The organism is Stappia sp. G46H5W (genome assembly GCF_058448995.1).
This window is the reverse complement of record NZ_JBZFLL010000001.1, coordinates 641,590-662,414: the sequence shown is the minus strand read 5'-3', so window position 1 is coordinate 662,414 and position 20,825 is coordinate 641,590. Positions and strand designations below refer to the sequence as shown.

General features: G+C 69.3%; 3 protein-coding genes (2 of these 3 only partly in view). All 3 read left to right on the top strand.

Annotated features, from left to right (window positions below):
- Tightly spaced (each overlapping or abutting the next), the 3 genes in view from ACVJ6E_RS02605 to ACVJ6E_RS02595 form a layout consistent with a single transcriptional unit that may run on beyond the window.
- Positions 1–14,631, top strand: partial view of an SDR family NAD(P)-dependent oxidoreductase gene (locus ACVJ6E_RS02605; protein WP_120269020.1) — the 3' portion only. It extends 6,066 nt beyond the left edge of the window; only the last 14,631 of its 20,697 coding nucleotides appear in the window; its start codon lies off the left edge, out of view; it ends in the stop codon at positions 14,629–14,631.
- A complete protein-coding gene (locus ACVJ6E_RS02600; protein WP_120269021.1) occupies positions 14,628–15,965 on the top strand; it encodes an NAD(P)-binding domain-containing protein in 1,338 nt (445 codons plus the stop codon). Before ACVJ6E_RS02605 ends, ACVJ6E_RS02600 begins: the two co-directional genes overlap by 4 nt.
- Positions 15,962–20,825 carry the 5' end (the start) of a non-ribosomal peptide synthetase gene (locus ACVJ6E_RS02595; RefSeq protein WP_120269022.1) on the top strand. 15,473 nt of this gene lie beyond the right edge of the window, so the window shows 4,864 of its 20,337 coding nt (coding positions 1–4,864); it begins with the start codon at positions 15,962–15,964; the stop codon falls past the right edge of the window. The genes ACVJ6E_RS02600 and ACVJ6E_RS02595 overlap by 4 nt, the downstream gene beginning before the upstream one ends.

The window sequence follows — 20,825 nt, the reverse complement described above, 5'->3', positions numbered from 1 at the left end:
GCCATCGACTGGTTTGCGCTCTGGCGGGACCGCGAGCCGCGCCGCGTGCCGCTGCCGACCTATCCGTTCGAAAAGATCCGCTGCTGGTATCCCGAGCAGCCGGATGCGCCCTCTGTGGTCAATCCGCTGGGCTCGCGGCTGAAGCTGCATCCCTTCGTCGGGCGCAACGTCTCGACGCTGTCCGGCCTGCGCTACGAGACCGATATCCATCTCGGCGAGTTGCTGGACTATGTGCAAACGCGCGGCCGGAAACAGACGGTCCTGCCGATGGTCGCTGTCGAGACGGTCGCGGCCCTCGCCCGGATCGCCGGGCTGTCCGGACCGGTGGCCGTCGAGGATCTGCAGGTGCTCAGCCTGCCCGAATGGCCGGCGGTCAAGACCCTTACCCTGACGCTGGAGCCGGCGGGCGACGGGTTCCTTGCCCGCGTCGTCGCCCGCGATAGAGAGGCGGTCGAAACGCCCTGGCTCCAGGCGCGGGTTGCAACGGGTACGGCACGCGATGGGCAGGTCGATCTCGACGCCCTGAAGGCTGCCAGCCCCGAGGTTCTGGACCACGCGCGGATCTATGGCGACCTTGCCCGTAATGGCCTCGGCTTCGGTCCCTATCTGGAAGGGATCGCGCGCGCCTTCCGTCTTGCCGGTGGCGGCCTTCTCTGCGAGCTGCGCGAGGATGGTCCGCAGCAGGACTGGTTCCGCAAGAACCTGGCGCTTCCATCAACCGCGCTCGGAGCAGGCTGGCAGGCGCTGGAACTGCTGGCGGCGGGCGGCGAACCGCTGGCGCTGGCGAGTGTCACACGCACTGAGGTTTCAACCGGCGATGTCGCAGCCGTACTCTGCGAGCCGGGCGGCTCCGGCGCGTTCGACCTCTCGTTCCTGGACAGGCGTGGGCGCATTCTCGCGCGCTGCGAGGGTGTCGCCACGGTGCCTGTGGCTCGCTTCGTGGCCTCGGCATCCATTCCGGCCCCCGAGCCGGCAAGGACGGTCGCACAGGACACCAGCCCGACGGCGGACTGGGCGGCACAGGAGCTCCGCCGGATCGCCGCCGGGATCCTGAAATTCAATCCCGACGATCTCGGCCTGCGCGATCTCTTCCATGATCTCGGCTTCGATTCCATTTCGCTGACGCGCTATGCGGGCGAAATCGGGTCCGCCTTCGGGATCGAGCTCTCGCCGGCGATCTTCTTCGAATGCGAGCATGTCGAGGCGCTGGCCGACCATCTGGTGCGACGCCACGACATCGCGCCGCCGGCCGAGAGCGTGCCCGCAGCAGCCCCGCACCGCGCCGCGCCCTTGGCAGCAGCCGCGGTTCCGACCATCTCGCAGCCGGTCGCCGGAGCGGCGCAGACACGCGAAGATGACCGTATCGCGATTGTCGGCATGGCCGGCCGCTTCCCCGGCAGCCCGGACATCGAGAGTTTCTTCGACAACCTGCTGGCCGGGCGCGACCTGACGCGGGACCTGCCGCTCGAGCGGTACGGGGAGACCTATCGTACCCGCGTTGCGGCCGCATCCTTCCCCCGGCGTGGCGGGTTCCTCTCCGACATCGACCGCTTTGATGCGGCCGCGTTCCGCATCTCGCCGGCCGAGGCCGAGCGGATGGACCCGCAGCAGCGGTTGTTGCTGGAAACCGCCTGGCATGCGGTCGAAAACGCCGGTGTGGAGCCGTCCGATCTGCCGAAGGCGACCGGTGTCTTCGTCGGCGTGACCAGCCTCGACTATGCGGCGCTTCTTGCCGCCCACGAGGTCGCCGCGGACGGGCATGTCGCGACCGGAAACTCGCTGGCGATGGTCGCCAACCGGGTGTCGCATGCCTTCGACCTCTCCGGCCCGAGCGAGGCCATCGACACGGCCTGTTCCAGCTCGCTCGTCGCCCTGCTGCGTGCTGCCCAAGCGCTGAAGGACGGGCGTTGCGAGACCGCACTCGTCGGCGGCGTCAATCTCTGCCTCGCCGCGGAAGGCTTCGAGGGACCGCACAATGCGGGCATGTTGTCGCCGGACGGGCGCTGCAAGAGCTTCGGCGCCGGAGCGGACGGCTATGCCCGCGGTGAGGGTGTCGCGGTGCTGGTGCTCAAGCGGCTGCGTGACGCAGAGCGTGACGGCGACCGCATTCTCGGCACGATCATCGGCGGCGCACAGAACCATGGCGGCCGCGCCGGTGCCCTGACCGCCCCCAATGCGAAGGCGCAGGCGGCGCTTGTCGAGGAGGCGATGGCGGGCATCGATCCCGCGACCATCGGCTATATCGAGGCGCACGGAACCGGTACCCATCTCGGCGACCCGGTCGAGGTCAACGGCCTCAAGCGGGCCTTCGCTAACCTGAGCGGGCGCGAGAGCGTTGCGGAGCCGCATATCGGGCTCGGCACGGTCAAGTCGTCCATCGGCCATCTGGAAGCTGCTGCGGGGCTTGCCGGTGTCGTCAAGGTGCTTATGGCGATGCAAGGGGGCGAGCTGCCGCCTACGCTTCACTGCGACGAGATCAATCCGCATGTCGACCTTGCCGGCAGTCCGCTCCGTCTGGTGCGGAGCCGCGAGGCGTGGCCCCGGCCTGTCGATGCGACCGGCGCTCCTTTGCCGCGCCGTGCCGGCGTCAGCAGCTTCGGCTTCGGCGGAACCAATGCCCACGTGGTGCTTGAGGACTACGCGGGCGAGCACCCGCCCCAGCGCCGGCCTTTGCCGCCGCGCCGTTTTGCCGCCACATGCCACTGGATCCCCGGGATCTCGCCTGCGGACGAGACCCCAAGCAGCGAGACGCTTGTCTTTGTGCCGGAATGGCGAGAGCAGAAAGCCCCGGCCGTAGGCTTTGCGGGCCGGCGCATCGTCGTTGCTTGCGACGTTCCCGTCGAAGCAAGGCCGGGCTGCGAACTCGTCTCGCTTGCGCTCGGACGAGGCGCGGTTACGGCGCGTTATGGCCGCGCGGCGGCGCATCTGCTGGGCGTGCTGCGCGACCTCGTAAAACAGCCCGGCGAGGGCAAGGTCCTGGTGCAGCTGGCACTGTCGCCGGCGCGCGAGGGCGCCTTGCTTGCGGGGCTTGGCGCAATGCTCGACACCGCTGGCATCGAGGATCCGCGCATCCTCGGGCAGGTGATCGAACTGCCCGAAGGGCTGGCGCCCGATCATGCCGCCCGGCTGCTGGCGAGTGAGGCAGGGACCGGGGCGGGCACGCGGATCCGTTATTCGAACGGCCAACGCCTCGAGCGCACCTGGCGCGAGGTGCCGGCAGGCGGTGCGGGCTTCCAGTGGCGGCCGCGCGGTGTCGTACTGGTCACCGGCGGCATGGGGCGGCTCGGCCGGCTGGTCGCGCGCGATATCGCGCAAACGGCAAAGGGGGCGGTGCTGGTTCTGACCGGCTCGCGGCCGCTCGACGGCAGCCGCGAGGCGTTCCTCGACGAGCTCCGGGCGCTCGGCGCGGTTGCCGGCTACCGGCAGGTGGACATGGGCGATGCCGAGGCTGTCGCAGGTCTCGTTGCCCATGTGATCGAGGTGCACGGCACGCTGAATGCGGTGGTGCATTGCGCCGGGACGCTCCGCGACGCGCATCTCGCCTGGAAGCGGGAGACGGACCTTGCCGAGGTTCTCGCCCCCAAGGTGACGGGTGCGCTGGCCCTGCGCGAGGCGTGCAGCGGGCTGGATCTCGACGCCTTCGTGCTGTTTTCCTCGCTTGCCGGCGCCTTCGGCAATGCCGGACAGGCCGACTACGCTGCCGCAAACGGCTTCCTGGACGCGCTGGCAGAGCACTCGGGCGGCCGGATCGCCTCCATCGGCTGGCCGCTCTGGCTGGGCGGTGGGATGGAGGCCGGCGAGGAGGTGCAGGCGGCGCTGTTCGAGCGCATGGGCCAGCGACCGCTGGAAACCGGCACAGGGCTTGCCGCGATGCACGCCATTCTCGGCGCCGGCCATGCGCAGGCCGCTGTCATTGCTGGCGACGCGGCGCTCGCTCGTCGGTTCTTCTCGCGACAGGACGCTTCCGAAGTTCTGACAAGCGAGCCTCAGGCGATGACGGGCCGTAGTGCTGTTTCCTCGGAGCTGCTGTCCCGCACGACGGTGCGGCTGGGTGAGCTCTTCGCGACGATCAGCGGTCATCCTGCCGGGCGGATCGATCCGCAGGCTCCGCTGGAGGACTACGGCATCGACTCGCTGATGATCACCAGGCTCAACAGCGAGCTGGCCGGGATCTTCGATGCGTTGCCGAAAACCCTGTTCTTCCAGTATCGCACGCTCGCCGCGATTGCCGGCTGGCTCGCCGAGCGCCAGCCCGAGGCCTGCCGTCGCTGGACGGGCCTGGGCGATGTCACAGCGTCCGCGCCGGCCTTCGTTGCGCCGGCACAAGCGAGCGCCGCTTCATTGCGCCGTGGACCGATGGAACGCGCCGAGCCGATTGCGGTGATCGGCCTTTCCGGCCGGTATCCGGGCGCCGACACCCTGGATGCCTTCTGGGAGAACCTCCGGTCCGGCCGCGACATGGTGGGCGAGATCCCGGCCGAGCGCTGGGGCCTTGAGGGCTTCTTCGAGCCGGATGCCGACGAAGCGGTCGCCTTGCAGCGCAGCTATTCGCGCTGGGGAGCGTTCCTTCAGGACTTTGCCGGTTTCGATCCGCTGTTCTTCCGCATCTCGCCGAGGGACGCAGCGGCGATGGACCCGCAGGAGCGCCTGTTCCTGATGAGCGCCTGGGAGGCCTGCGAGGATGCCGGCTACACCCGCGCGCGGCTGAAGGCTGTGGCCGGCGGCCGGGAGGGCGCCGATGTCGGCGTCTTCGCCGGCGTGACCAAGACCGGCTACGCGTTGCACGGCCCGTTCCGGGGCGAGGGCGGGGCGATGGTGCGCCCGTCGACTTCCTTCGCCAGCGTCGCCAACCGGGTTTCGCACGCGCTCGACCTTGCCGGGCCGAGCCTGCCGGTCGATACCATGTGCTCTTCCTCGCTGACGGCGATCCACGAAGCCTGCGAGCAGCTGCGGGCCGGTCATTGCGCCATGGCTCTGGCCGGCGGCGTCAATCTCTACCTGCACCCCTCGAACTACGTCGAGCTCTGTGCTTCGCACATGCTGAGCCCGAGCGGGCGCTGCCACAGCTTCGGCGCAGCAGCCGACGGCTTCGTGCCCGGCGAGGGTGTCGGCTGCGTGTTGCTCAAGCCGCTCTCCCGCGCGCTCGCCGACGGCGATCGTATCCATGCGGTGATCCGCGGGAGCGCGATCAACCACGGCGGACGCGCCAACGGCTACACCGTGCCGAGCCCGGCGGCACAGCGCAACGTGGTGCGCGCCGCGCTCGAACAGGCGGGACTGTCGGCGCGCGATGTGAGCTATATCGAGGCGCATGGCACCGGCACGGTGCTTGGCGATCCCATCGAGGTCGACGGCCTGACCCAGGCTTTTGCGCCGGATACGGCCGACACCGGCTTCTGTGCGCTGGGATCGGTGAAATCCGCCATCGGGCATCTCGAGGCGGCAGCCGGCATCGCGGGGCTGACCAAGGTGATCCTGCAGATGCGCCACGGCATGTTGGCGCCGACCCTCCACTCGGAGACGGTCAATCCCAATCTCGACCTTGCTGCAACGCCTTTTGCGCTCCAGCGACAGGCGGCGGAGTGGCGCACGGACGGGTCGCGCATTGCCGGCATTTCCTCCTTCGGGGCGGGTGGCGCCAATGCGCATGTGATCGTCGAAGAGTGGCGGGAGGGCCCTGCAAGCGCCGCGCCCGCGCCTGCACCCCAGGCCATCGTCCTGTCGGCCCGCACGCCGGAGCAGCTGCGCGCGCAGGCGGAGAACCTGTTGGTGGCGCTTCGGTCCGGCATTGCGACGGGCACTCCTGTTTCGCTGCAGGCCGTTGCGGCCGGCATCGCGGAAGACCTTGCCGCCGTGCTCGGCGTCGAGGTGGCGGATATCGATCCGGGCGAGAGCTTTGATGCTCTGGGGCTGGAGAGGCCGGAACTGCTGGCGCTGCGGCGCCGGCTCGAAGAGCGCTTGCCCGCCGCCCGGCTGCCCTTGCTCGACCGGTTCGCCACCATCGAGACGCTGGCCGAGACCGTGGCTGCGCAAGGGCTTTCGGCAGAGAGGAGTGCGGCCCTGCCGCTCGAGGCGGTTGCCTATACGCTGCAGGTCGGGCGCGAGGCCTTTGCCCATCGCCTCGGCATCGAGGCGGCAAGCACCGACGAACTGGTCACACGGCTGGGCGACTGGCTGTCGGGCGAGGCGGGCGCCGGCATCCATACAGGAGAGGCGAAGGGCGTCGACGGCCTGCTCGCGACCCTGCGCGGCGATGGCGTGTTGCAGGAACTCGCGGAACGCGCCTGGCAGGAAGGCCGGCTCGACAAGCTGCTGGCCCTGTGGGCCGGGGGCATCGACATCGACTGGGCGCGGCTGCCGCGCAGCACCCGCCCGGCCATTGTCTCGCTGCCGACCTATCCTTTCGCGCGGGACCGCTACTGGCTGCCGGAGACCGAAACGCCGGTGGGCGGAGAGCTGGAACAGGCGATCACCGCAGCGCAGGGCGATGAGCAGCTGGTGGCCGAGCAGGACCGGCTCGACCGGCTTGTCGCGTCGGTGCTGGCGGCGCAGCTTGCCCGGGTGCCCGAGGAGGCCGTCACGCAGGGTCTTCGCCGCTGGTATCGCGCCGCGCGCGACCTGCTGGCGCAGACCGACAGTGAAGCCCTTTCCGAGGACGACGCCTGGGCCCGCTGGCACGCCAGCCGCGAGGCGGGCGGTCTGGCAGCCCAGATGCGCCTTGCGGAAGCCTCGCTGGCGGCCCTACCGGACATTCTGACGGGAGCGCGCAAGGCGACGGACGTGCTGTTCCCGCAGGGCTCGCTGGAGCTGGTCGAAGCGGTCTACAAGGAGAATGCGGTTGCGGCGCGGTTCAGCAAGGTCCTCGCGCAGGCCGCCGCGAAACACGTTGGCGCAAGCCGGACGGACCGCCCCTTGCGCATCCTGGAGATCGGCGCGGGGACAGGCGGGACCAGCGAGCCGGTCTTCGCGGCGCTCGCGCCGCTTGCCGGTCGCATCACTGAGTATTGCTACACCGATGTGTCGCGTGCCTTCCTGATCCATGCCGAGCGCAGCTATGCGAGCCGGGTGCCGGGCCTGAGGACCGCGCTGCTGGATATCGAAAAGCCGCTCGCCGGGCAGGCTGTCGAGCCGGGACGCTTCGATCTTGTTGTCGCCGCCAACGTCCTGCATGCGACGGCGGACATCGTCCGCACGCTCAAGACCGTGCGCGAGACCATGGCGCCCGAAGGCGTTCTGCTGGTCAACGAGACGAGCAGGGCGACGCTGTTCACCCACGTCACCTTCGGTCTGTTGGAGGGCTGGTGGCGCTTCACCGATGGCGAGCGCCGTATTCCCGGCACGCCGTCGCTGGCGCCTGAAAGCTGGGCCGCGGCCCTGCGGGAGGCGGGCTTCGACTGGATTGCCGGTTCGGGAGAGGCTGAGCGGCGACTGGGGCAGCAGCTGTTTGCCGCGCGGGCGATCGGAGCCAGCGCGTCCGCTGCGGCGCCCGCGGAAAGGCCGTTTGCCGAACCGGTGGCGGTATCCCGCCCGCAGGCGGCGGCAAGCGATGTCCGCCAGGATCTGCGCGGCCTGTTGCGCGGGCTTGTCGCGACGACGCTGAATGTCGCGCCCGAGAGCATCGACGTGACGCGCAGCTTCGCGGATTACGGCCTCGACTCGATCCTCGGCGCGGAGTTCGCCCATCGCCTGCGCAAGGCGCTTGGCATCCCGTTCGACCAGACGCGCCTGTTCGATTTCGCCAGCGTCGGCCAGCTGGAGGCCTTCCTGCGGCGCGAGCATGCCGACGCGGTGGCCGCGCTGAACAGCACGGATGCCGTGCCCGCCACGCCGCTCGCCGCTCCGGCACCTGCTCTGGCACGGTCGACGGAAAGCCCTGCCGAGCCCATCGCCATCATCGGTGTCAGCGGACGCTTTGCCGGGTCGCAGACCGTCGAGGAGTTCTGGCAGCACCTGATGGCGGGCGACGACCTCGTCGGCCCGGTGACCCGCTTCGACCTTGCGCCGCATTACCGGGGCGTGCCGGAGGGCAGCTATGGCCGGCATGGCAGCTTCATCGAGGATGTCGACCGCTTCGATGCGGTGTTTTTCGGCATTTCCGGCCTCGAGGCGACCTGGATGGACCCGCAGCAGCGGCTGTTCCTGGAGGAAGCCTGGAAGACGCTGGAGCATGCCGGCCATGCGGGCTCCGATATCGTCGGCTCGCGCTGCGGCGTCTTCGTCGGCTGCGCCCATGGCGACTATCAGGAGCTGTTCCGCGAGCAGCCGCCGGGCCAGGCGTTCTGGGGCAACACGACATCGCTGATCCCTTCGCGGCTCTCCTATTGGCTCGATCTCAAGGGGCCGGCGATTGCGGTGGATACCGCCTGTTCCAGCTCGCTGGTCGCCGTCCATATGGCCTGCCGCAGTCTGCGCGAGGGCGAGTGCGACATGGCGCTGGCCGGCGGCGTCTTCGTCCAGAGTTCGCCGCGCTTCTTCCTCTATGCCAACCAGGCCAACATGCTGTCGCCGAGCGGGCGCTGTGCCCCGTTCGGGGCGGGTGCGGACGGCATCGTGCCGGGAGAGGCCGTGGCCGCCGTCCTGCTCAAGCCCCTGTCGAAGGCGCTGGCCGACGGCGATACGGTGCACGGCGTCATTCTGGGCAGCGGCACCAACCAGGACGGCACCACCAACGGCATCACCGCCCCGAGCGCCCTGTCGCAGGAGCGCTTGATGCGCGACGTCTACGAGCGCTTCGGCATCGATCCGGAGAGCATCGCCGTTGTCGAGGCGCACGGCACCGGCACGCCGCTCGGCGACCCCATTGAGCATGCGGCTCTTGCCCGTGTGCACGGGAGCGGGCAGACAGGCGGAAAGCTGCTCGGCTCGGTCAAGTCGAACATCGGCCACGCCACGACGGCCGCCGGCATTGCGGGCCTCATCAAGGCGGTCTGGAGCCTGAAGCACGCCATGGTGCCGCCGGTGCTGCATTTCGGCAGCGGCAACCCTTCCATCGATTTCTCGCAAAGCCCGTTCCGGGTGAACGGCGAGCCGCTTGCCTTCCCAACGAAGGGCGGGGCGCCCCGCCGGGTCGCGGTCAGCTCCTTCGGCTTCGGCGGCACGAACGCGCATGCGGTCCTGCAGGAAGCACCCGCCCAGCCGCAGGCGGCAAGCGGACTGCCGTCGTTCCTCTTCGTCTTTTCCGCGCGCAACGAGGCGCTGCTGCGCCAGCTCGCCGAACGCATGGCCGCCCATCTGGAGACGGCAGACGGCATCGAGCCCGCCGACATCGCCCACACGCTGCTGGTCGGCCGTCGCCCCATGGCCGAGCGGCTGGCCATTGTTGCGGGCGGAATGCGGGATCTTGCCGCGCGGCTGCGGGCATGGGCGCGTGGCGAGAGCTTGGAGGGCGTCCACCGCGCGTCGGCATCGCCCACGGACGACAGAGGCAATGCAGCGCTTGCGGCCGACTGCCGCCGGATCGTCGAGGCTCTCAAAGCCTCGCAGGGGGCGGATCCGCAAGCGTGGGGCGAGGGGTTGCATCAGCTTGCCGGCGCTTGGGTCCTGGGCGCGGAAATCGACGGAACCGGGCTGTTCGGTGCCGGCCGCCGCCGGGTGCCGCTGCCGGCCTCGCCGCTTGCTGCAAAGTCTTACTGGGCGTCGAAGATGCAGAAGGACGCCGCCCGTCAGCCTACCCCTCGCGCCGTGGCGACTGATGCGCCTCGCGCTGAGCAACGGTCTGCGCCTGTTGTCTCTGCCGAGCCGGCGATGCCGCTGCGCCTTGCCGCTCCGGAAGCGCTCGCGGGGCCCTATGAGGCGATGAGCGGACGGAAGCCGTCCGTCAGGCTTGCGCCGCTGGAGGCGATGGCCGCTCCTGCCATGGCACCGTATCCTCAGGAAACCGGCGGCGTACGCCTAGCTGGCGATCAGGACGGCGTGCGCCGACTGGAGCTGACGGGCCGCTGGGGCGAGGCAACGCGCCGCGATCTCGAGCGCACCCTGCGCGAAGCGGGAGAGGACCAGGCGCTCCGCGCGGTCATCGTCCAGGGTGGTGAGGCATGGAGCGCTTCCAGCGCAACAGCCGGCGACACGATGACCACCGCGCTGCTCGACTGCCCGTTGCCGGTTGTGGCCGTCCTTGACGCCCCGGTCGCAGGAGACGGCGCAGCATCCGCGCTGCTGGCGGATTTCGTCGTCCGTGCCGAGGGTGCGGCCATCTCGTCCTTGCCGGTTCTGCCGGAGGGGCTGCCCTGGCAGCTTGCCGCGCGCCGGATCGAGACGGAGATGGAGACTGTGGCTGTGGATCGCGTCGAGGCCGCCGCGACGGAGCTTGCCGCCTCCATCGCCGGCGCGCCGCGCGAGGCGCTGGTGCTGCTGAAGGCGCATATGCGCAAGGCCATGCCCCAGCTTGTTGGCGCGGAGCTCACGGGATCGTCGGGTCTCGACCGCCTGCGACAGCTCATGCGGGATGGGGGGACCTCAAGTCCGCCTGCAATGTCTTCGCGCCGGGTGCCCTTGGCGACCCCGGTGATGGAGCTGGAAGCCTACCCCGATGGCGTCGTGCTGCTGCGCATGCTGGAGCGGGCAGGGCGCAACACCTTCACCACCGCCTTCATGGACGGGATCGAGGAGGCCTTTGCCGCCATCGCGACGATGCCCGAGGCCAAGGTTGTCGTCCTGACCGGTCACGACGGCTACTTCGCCTGCGGCGGGACGTCCGAAGGACTGACCGAGCTGCAGGCCGGCGAGGCACGCTTCACCGACCGACGAATCTACAGCCTGCCGCTCGCCTGTCCGCTGCCGGTGATCGCCGCCATGCAGGGGCACGGCATCGGCGCGGGATGGTCGCTCGGCCTTTATTGCGACGAGGCCATCTTCGCGACCGAAGGCCTCTATCACAGCAACTACCTCTGGTACGGCTTCACGCCGGGCGCAGGCGCGACGCTGATCTTCCCGCATCGGCTGGGGGATGATCTCGGCCGGGAAGTGCTCTTCAGCGCGCGCGAGTATCGCGGCCGCGAGCTGGCCGGCCGGGCGCCCCATCTCGATGTGCTGCCGGCCGCGCGCGTTCTGGACGAGGCGCTGGCGCGCGCGCATGCGCTGGCCCGCCAGCCGAGGGCAGACCTCACCGCCGCCAAGGCGGACGGCGCGGCCACCGTCGCCCGGCATCTCGACGAGGTGCTGCGGCGCGAATTCGCCATGCACGAGACGACCTTCATCGGCAACGACCGCGTTCGTGCCCGCATTGCGGAGAAATTCGGCGACGCGTCGCTCGCCCCGGTGCAGCAGCCGGCGCCCCCCTCCGCCGGGCGTGCCGACCCGCGGCCGAGTGTTCGCGAGCGGCTCGTCGCCTCGCTCGCCGATGACCTGATGATCGACGCAGGCGAGATCCGCGACGACGCCGGCTTCCTTGAACTGGGGCTCGACTCGATCCTCGCGGTCACCTGGATCCGCAAGCTGAACGCGCTGTTCGGGATCGAGCTGCCGGCGACCGCGGTCTATGCGCATCCGACGGTCGGAGCGCTTGCGACCCATGTCGCCGGACTTGTCCCGTTGCAGGCTTTTCCGCAGGCTGTGCCGGAGCCGGCAGCGCCTGTTGTCGACGCAGCGTCGCCCATGGCGAACGGGGCCAACGTGCCTCATGCAGCGATCCGCGAGCGGCTTGTCGCCTCGCTCGCCGAGGACCTGATGATCGACGTGAGCGAGATCCGCGACGATGCCGGCTTCCTGGAGCTGGGGCTCGACTCGATCCTTGCGGTTACCTGGATCCGCAAGCTGAACGCGCTTTTCGAGATCGAACTGCCGGCTACCGTGGTCTACGCGCATCCGACCGTCGGCGCGCTCGCGGCCCATGTCTCCGGGCTCGTCCCGGCCAAAGCTGCTGCGCAGCCGGTCGCCACGGTCGTGGCCCAGATCGCGGCCCCAGCCTCTACCGCGCCAGCCGCTGCCGTCGCCATTACACCCGCTCCGAAGTCCGACGAGCCGCCCGCCGTCGCGATCATCGGCGCCTCCGGCATCTTCCCCAAGGCGGGCGATCTCGACGCCTTCTGGCGCAATGTTCGTGAGGGGCGCGACTGTATCGAGGAGGTGCCGGCCTCCCGCTGGGATGTCGCGCGCTTCTATCATCCCGATCCGGCGCATCCCGGCGCGTCCTACTGCAAGTGGATGGGTGCGCTCGATGGTGTCGATCAGTTCGATGCCGGCTTCTTCGGCATCACCCCGCGCGAAGCGGAGCTGATGGACCCGCAGCAGCGGCTGTTCCTGCAGGTCGCCTGGCACGCGATCGAGGATGCCGCCATCGATCCGCAGTCGCTGGCGGGCCGAAACTGTGGCATCTATGTCTCCTCCGGCCCCAGCGGCTACGAGGACCTGATCCAGGAGCGCAACGCCTACAGCCTGCTCGGCAGTTCCGGCTCGATCCTCGCCGCGCGCATGTCCTACCTGCTCGACCTGCGCGGCCCGAGCCTGTCCATCGACACGGCCTGCTCCAGCTCGCTGGTGGCGATTGCCGAGGCCTGCGAGAGCCTGACCGCCGGCACCTGCGACATGGCGCTGGCGGGTGGTGCCTGCATTCTCGTCGGCCCGAAGATGTTCATCGACACGTCCAAGGTCTCGATGCTTTCGAAGGACGGGCGATGCTTCACCTTCGATGCGCGCGCCAACGGCTTCGTGCCGGGCGAGGGGGTCGGAGCCGTTCTGCTGAAGCGGCTGGACGATGCCTTGCGCGACGGCGATCCCATCCGCGCCGTGCTTCGCGGCTGGGGAACCAACCAGGATGGCCGCACCAACGGCATTACCGCGCCCAACCCGCAGGCCCAGACCGCGCTGATGCGCTCGGTGCAGGCTCGCTTCGGGATCGATCCGGCGACCATCGGCCTTGTCGAATGCCACGGCACGGGCACCCCGCTCGGCGATCCCATCGAGATCGAGGGGCTGCGAGATGCCTTCCACGGCGTCCCGGTGGACGCGGACTGCCGGATCGGTTCGGTGAAGAGCAATATCGGCCATTGTCTCGCCTCTGCCGGTGTCGCCGGTGCGCTGAAGGCGATGCTCGCCCTGGAGCAGGCCGAACGGCCGCCGGTGGTGAACTTCGACAGTTTGAACCCGCATATCTCGCTTGAAGGCACGCCCTTCGCGCTGACCCATCAGGCCGAGCCGTGGCCGGCGAGAGGCGCCGCGCCGCGCCGTGCTGCCGTCAGTTCTTACGGCTTCAGCGGTACGAACGCGCATCTGGTGCTGGAGGAGGCGCCGGCCCCTGCGCGCCGCTCCGCAACGCCGGGTCCCTGGCTGCTGGTCCTGTCGGCCCGCGATCGCGAGCGCTTGCAGGAGCATGCTGCAGGCCTCGAGCGCTTCGTCGCGGCACATCCAGACCTCGATCTCGGCGCGCTGGTGCACACGCTTCAGGTCGGACGCACCGCGTTCGCCAGCAGGCTGGCCGTTGCCTTCGCAAGCCGGGAAGACCTGCTGCGTGCGCTCGCCTCGGTCGCTGCGGGACGTCCGCTCGCCGGGCTGCATGTCTCCGATGGCGAGCGGGCCGCGACCGCGCCGTTCGAGACGGACGAGGATGCAAGGGCACTTGTCGCGCGCTGGCTTGCGTCCGGCGAGATGGACCGCCTGTCGCGTGTCGGTGAGCTCTGGGCCAAGGGGCTTTCCATCGGCTGGTCGGTCCTGCCGTCGCAAGACCGTCTCCGCCTGCCGGGTTATCCCTTCGCCCGCGAGCGCTATTGGGTCGAGCCGGGCGAGACAGCCGTGAACGAGGAGCCGGCGACAGTGGTGCCGTCGTCGCTGCAACCGCATCCGATGCTGGACGGCGCCGCTGCACGCGGTGAGATTGCTCGCTTCTCCGTCGCGCTCACGGGCGATGAACCCTCTCTCACCAGCCATCTTTCCGCCGACCGGCGGCTGGTTCTCGGTCTCTTCCTGCCCGAGCTTGCGCGCGGCGCGCTGGAGCGTGCAAGTGGCCGCCCGGTTCATGGGTTGCGGCACCTGTTGTGGGGGAGCCCGCTTTCGGTCAACGGCCATGCGCGGCAGCTGACGGTCGTGGTCGGCGACGACGGGCAAGGGCTTTTGTATCGTGTCGTGGCGGACGGTGAGGAGGCCGAGCCCTGGCATTTCGGCGCCGCCGCCGCAGAAGATCAGCTTCCACGAAGGCCCGGCCGGGTGGAGCCGCTCGCGCCAGGGGACGGCACTGACCTGGGCGATGCCTATCGGGCCTTTTCGGAGCGCTGCGCCATCCATTCGGGACCGGCAGCGCCCGAGGCCGCTAGTGTCGGCAGGGTGAGCCTCGTCGGGGATCGCCTCGTTGCCGAGCTCCGGCGTCCGCGCGGCGAGGCAGGGTCGACCGGTGCCATGCTGTTCGATCCGGCATGGCTGGATGCGGCCTGGCGGCTGCTCGCCTTCCGCTTCAGTGGGCATCTGGCGGCGCCGGCGACCGCCGGTGCGCTCAAGCCGCCCGTTGCCATCGAGAGCATGGCCGCATGGGCGAGCGCCGGCGAGCGGGCCGTGCTTCACGTGGAGGGTGGCAACAGCCTTCCGCTGGTTCTTTCGCTTTACGACGAACAGGGTAATGCGTGCATGGTGATGCGGGACGTGCGGCTGGGGTCGATGGAGGCCGACGGCGGCAGGATCGGTCTTGCCGGGGAGAGCGTGCGATGAGCGGAAAGATCGCGATCATCGGCGGCGGCCCGACCGGCATCGGCGTCGCGCGCGAGCTGATCGAGGACGGGTTCGCGGTCGACCTCTACGAGGCCGAAGCGGATCTCGGCGGGGTGTGGAATGCCGAGGCCCCTTGTGGGCGCGCCTATGCCTCGCTTCACCTGATTTCGCCAAAATTCAACACCCAGGTGCCGGATTTTCCGATGCCTGAGGACTATCCGCCCTATCCCAACCATCGCCAGATGCTGGCCTATATCCGCGACTATGCCCGTGCGCATGGCATCTACGACCGTGCCCGCTTCAACGCGGCGGTCGATCGGTTGGAGCCGGTAGCGGGCGGCTGGACGCTTCGCTCGGCTGCCGGGCACTTTGAAACCTATCGTCTGGTCGTGGTCTGCAACGGGCTGCAGCGGGTGCCGCGCCTGCCCGATACGAGCGGGCTCGGGACCTTCACCGGCACCATCCTTCATGCCCGCGACTACAAGAGCGCCGAGCAGCTCAAGGATCAGCGCGTCCTGGTCGTGGGCGGAGGCAATTCAGGGTGCGACATCGCCGTCGATGCGGTCCGGACGGCTGCTTGCGTGCATCACAGCACCCGCCGCGGCTACTACTACCAGCCCAAGTTCATCAACGGGAAGCCGACCCCGCAATGGATGATGGAGCTCGGCAACAAGTTCGCCACCCGCGAGGAGACACTGGCCTATATCGAGGAAGTGTTCCGCTTCGCCGGCTATGACGGAGCCGACTACGGATTGCCGCGCCCGGACTATCCGCTCGACGCGGCCCATCCGGTGATGAACTCGCTGATCCTCTATCACATCGGCCATGGCGACATCGTGCCGAAGGGCGACATAGCCTCGCTCGAGGGCAACACGGTCGCCTTTGCCGATGGCAGCTCGGGCGAGTTCGACACGATCCTCTACGCCACCGGCTACAGCCGCGACTTTCCCTTCCTCGACCGGGACATGCTGGAGTGGAAGGGCGAGATCCCCGACCTCTTCCTGCACTCGACCCCGCGCAACCATGACAACCTGCTGTTCATGGGCTTCATCAATGCCGCGGGCGGTCTCGGCGACGGGCTGAAGACGCAAGGGCTCTTCGTGCGCAACTACGCCCGGGCCCTTTTCGCCCGCAGCGCCGGGCTCGAGCGCTTCCTGGCGGCGAAGAAGACCGACCGTCCAGACCTGGGCGAAGGGTACTTCATCGACAGCTACCGTCACCAGTGGGAGGCGGATCTGTGGAAGCTGCTGTCCCACATGCGCCGCTATCGCGACATGCTGGCAGAAGGGGATCCGGCAACGGGTCATGAGCTGACGGAGGTGCCGGCCCGATGACCGACGACCGGCGGCCCGAGGACCTGAAGGCGCGGATGGCGCGGCAGCTCGAACAAGAGCTGGTCGAGCGCGCCCGTGCGCGCGCCGCCTCGCGCCGGCCGGAGCGTGATCGCGTGAACGAGCCGTCAGCGCCGGCAACGCTGTCCGCCCGGCTTGCCGAAGACGTCCACCGGCTGGCATCCGAGGCCTTGCGCATCCCGCAGGACAAGCTCGATCCGACGGAAAACCTCGCCAATCTCGGCATCGACTCCATCGCGATCACCGAGGTGATGGCGCGCATCTCCCGCCATTTCGCGATCACCGTCGCCCCGACGACCTTCTTCGAGGCGAAGCATCTCGACGATCTGGCAGCGATCCTGCTGGCCCGCTACGGCAAGGCGGTGGAAGCCTCATATGCCACCCGCGTGCCCGAGCCGGTGGCTGCCCAGCCGGCTTCGACGGTCGCCCCGCCGCACTCGCCTCCGACGGCCGGCACCGATGGGGCCACCAATGTGCCGGAGGACTGGCTCGCCCGCCACCGCGCCTTCGCAAACAGCGAGAAGGCCAAAGGGGCGGTAGAGGCTCCACGACCTGCACCGGACACCCGGCCGGATATGCGTAGCGTCGGCGAGCAGGTGCCCATCGCGGTGATCTCGATGGAGGGGCGCTTTCCGCAAAGCCCGGATCTCGAGACCTTCGCCGCGCATCTGGCGGCCGGGGACGATTGCATCGAGGAAGTGCCGGCGGACCGCTGGGACTGGCGGGCCGTCCATGGCGATCCGAAGAAGGGGCCTTTCACGGATGTGAAATACGGCGGGTTCACGCCGGGGCACGACCTGTTCGATGCTGCCTTCTTCAACATCTCGCCGCGCGAAGCCGAGCTGATGGACCCTCAGCACCGGCTGTTCATGGAATGCGTCTGGAGCCTGATCGAGAAGGCCGGCCATGCACCCGGTTCGCTTTCCGGGCGCAAGGTCGGGCTGTTTTTGGGCATCAACCTGCTCGATTACACCGACATGGTGAACCGGGCCGGCATCATGGATGCCCAGCAGCTTACCGGCCTCGGCCACGCCTTCTGCCCCAACCGGCTGTCCTTCCTGCTCGACATTCACGGGCCGAGCTCGGTCGTCGACACGGCATGCTCCAGCTCGCTGGTGGCCATCCACCGCGCGATCATGAGCATCCGCCATGAAGGCTGCGAGATGGCGATTGCCGGCGGCTCGAACCTGATGCTGTCGCCGATGCAGCACATCATGTTCTCGCAGGTCGGGATGATCACCCCCGACGGGCGCTGCAAGACCTTCTCCGCCGATGCGAACGGCTATGCCCGCGCCGATGGTGTCGGCGCGGTGCTGCTGAAGCGGCTCGACCTTGCAGAGCGCGACGGCGACCCGATCCTCGGCGTCATCCGCGCGTCCGTCGAGCATCACGGCGGGGGGGCAACCTCGCTGACCGCGCCGAACCCGAAGGCGCAGGCTCGTCTGGTGGCGGAGGCACACCGCCTTGCCGGCATCGATCCGCGCAGCATCAGCCTGATCGAGTGCCACGGCACGGGCACGCCGCTCGGCGATCCGGTCGAGGTGGAGGGGCTGAAGACCGCCTTCGCCGAGCTTTACCGCGAGCAGGGCCTGCCTGCGCCGGATGTCCCGCATATCGGCCTCGGCTCGGTCAAGTCGAACATCGGCCATGCGGAAACCGCGGCCGGCGTTGCCGGGCTGATCAAGGTGCTGCTGGCCATGCGCACCGGCACGCTGTTCCGCACGCTCCATTGCGAGGAACCGAACCCGCTTCTGCAGCTGGAGGGCAGTCCCTTCTATCTGCTGCAGGCCGCGCGACACTGGGACCGCCCGGTCGTCGACGGGATCGAGCAGCCGCGCCGCGCCGGGCTCAGTTCCTTCGGCGCGGGCGGTGCCAACGTCCACATGGTGATCGAGGAATATCGCGGGCCGCAGCCTGTGCCGACGCCCATTTCGTCTCCAATGATCGTGCCGCTGTCGGCCCGCACGCCGGACGCGTTGGCCGATGCCATCCGCCGCCTGCGGCCGTATGTGGCGGGCTCGGATCTCGGTGATCTTGCCTGGACGTTGCAGGTCGGGCGCGATGCGATGCGCGAGCGGATCGCCTTTGTCGCCCGCGATGCCGAGGATCTCCTGCGCCAGATGGATGCCGTGCAGGCGGGGGCGGATGGCGACGCGCTTCGCGGCACGGTTCCGCGCGGACGGCGCGCCGAAGAGGCGATACTCGACCCTGCCGGCCGCGATCCGCTCGAGGTCGCGCGTGCCTGGGTCGGCGGCGCCGGCATCGACTGGCGGCAGCTGCATGCGGGCACGACGCGTCGGCGCCTCGCGCTCCCGTCCTATCCGTTCCAGCGCAAGCGCTACTGGTTGCCGCTGCAAGCCGCGCCGGCGGCGCCCGCGAGCGGTCTTTCGCCGAACCCGACCGGTGCCGGTACGTTCGAGATCGATCTGACGGGGCGCGAGTTCTTCCTTGCCGATCATCGGATCGGCGGGCGGCCGGTCCTGCCCGGCGTCGCCTATCTGGAGCTGGTGCGGGCTGCCGCAGTGAAGGCGGGCCTGACACGGCCGCTCCTGCGGCAGGTCGTCTGGATGAGCCCGCTTGGCGTGGAAAGCCCCGTTCGCTTGCGGGTCGTCTTCACGCAGGCCGCCGATGGCGCCCGCCGCGCAGAGGTTCTGAGCGTTGCGGCCGGCGAGGAGCCGCACCTGCATGCGCAGATGCTGGTGACGGACGCTCTCGTTGCGCCCCCGGCGGCGGTTGATCTGGCGGCCCTGAAGCTGGCGCATCCGCGCATGATCCCGGCGAAGCGGGTCTATGCCGCGTTCGATGCCATGGGCCTTGCCTATGGGCCGGGGCACAGGGCGATTGCCTCTCTTGCCCTTGGACCCGGCGCGGATGGTGAGCGCTCGGTACTGGCCCGCCTTCGCCTGCCGGATGCGATAGCGGCGACGGCCAGCGCCTATTCTCTGCATCCCAGCCTGATGGACGGGGCGTTCCAGGCGGCCATTGGCCTCGTCATGGAGGAGGACGGGACCGCGCCAAAAGGGGCAGCGCTCCCGTTCGCCGTCGAGGGTGTCGAGATCTTCGGGCCGCTGGAAACAGACCTTTGGGTGCATATCCAGCCGCGCCCTGCATCCGGCGGCGATCCCCGTACGCGGCGCATGGATCTCCTGCTGCTGGACGATGCCGGAAACGCACGCGTTGCCCTGCGCGGCTTCGCGACCCGCAGCTATGTCGATGCGCTGCCTCAGGACACGCCGTGCTTCGTGCCGGTCTGGCGTCCGGTGGAGGGGCAAGGCGCGGCAAATCTAGCCGGCCGGCACCTCGTGCTCGTTGCGCCGGATGCCGTCAAACGCGATGAGCTTGTGCTGCATCTTACCGATGCCGAGGTCGTCGAGCTCGCGGGCGATCCCGCAGGGGATCCTGCCGTGCGGTTCGAGGCAGCAGCGCTGCAGCTTCTCGATATGCTGAAGGCGCAGTCCGGCCGCGCCTTGGTGCAGGTGGTTGTGCCGGGCGGGGAGGGGCGGCAGGCGTTCTCCGGCCTCGTCGGCTTGCTCCGCAGCGCCGCGCGCGAGCATGCCGGGCTGATGAACGGACAGCTGATTGCGTCGGAGCCGGGTGTCGATGCGGCATCGGTCGCCGCGCACCTCTTGCAGGCCGCCGGCCATCTTCCGCTCGACCGCCTCCGCCTTGGGTCGGGTGGCCTTGAGGCTGAAACCTGGGAAGAGCTTGGGGAGGAGACGCGCAGCTCGCGCGGCGAGGGGGCGCTGCCGCTTCGCGCCGGCGGCGTTTATCTTATAACCGGCGGAACCGGCGGTCTCGGCCGACATCTGGCGCGGGCGATCCTTGCCTCGGCTCCGGGTGCGAAGGTGGTGCTTGCCAGCCGCCGCGCCGCCGCGCCGCGTGCCGAAGATGGCCTGTCCTATGCCACGGCCGACCTGTCCGACGCACAGTCGGCGCAGACACTGGTCGACGGCATCCGCGCGCGGCATGGCCGCCTCGACGGCGTGTTCCATGCTGCCGGCGTGCTGCGCGACGAGGCGCTGCACAGGAAGACAGCGGAGCAGCTGCAAGAGGTCTTCGCGCCGAAGGTTCGAGGCCTCGTCAATCTCGACCGCGCCCTGGGCACGGCTCCTCTCGACTTCCTGGTCCTCTTCTCCTCGATTTCGGGCGTCCTGGGAAATCCGGGACAGGCCGACTACGGCGCCGCCAACGGCTTCCTCGACGGTTTCGCCGAGGACCGCGAGGCACGGCGCCGGTGCGGCGCGTGTCAGGGCCGCACGCTCTCCATCGCCTGGCCGTTGTGGCGGGACGGGGGCATGGGCATGGATGCCGCCACCGAGGCCCTTATGCGCCGGACCACCGGCCTCGTGCCGCTGGAAACCGCCGCCGGCGTCAACGTGCTGGCCGCCCTGCTGGCCGACGAGATCGCGCCGGGCGCCGCCCGCGTGCTGGTCACAGCGGGCGAGCGGGAGCGCATCCGCGATCTCGTTGCCCGCACCGTTTCTCGCCCGCAGGTAAGGGCCGAGAGCGCGCCGGAGCCTGCCGCCGCCCCAAAGGTCGATACGGGCGATCTGCGGCAGCGGGTCCTGCGCGCGGTCTCCGAGGAGGCCGGTGCGATCCTCAAGGTCGCGCTCGACGATCTCGACCCGGATGTGGAGCTGACCGAATACGGGTTCGATTCCATCAGCTTCACCCAGTTCGCCAATCGGCTGAACGACCGCTTCGGCCTCGACCTGACGCCGACCCTGTTCTTCGAGTATCCCGTGCTGGAGACGCTTGCGGAGCATCTGGCGGATCGTCATCCCCACGAGATGGTCGCCGTTCTGGGCGGTGCACCGGCGCCGCAAGCCGAGGAGCCGGTTG

Bases quoted from the DNA above. Each gene is read 5' to 3' on its own strand.
- ACVJ6E_RS02600 (WP_120269021.1), top strand. From the start codon at position 14,628: ATGAGCGGAAAGATCGCGATCATCGGCGGCGGCCCGACCGGCATCGGC.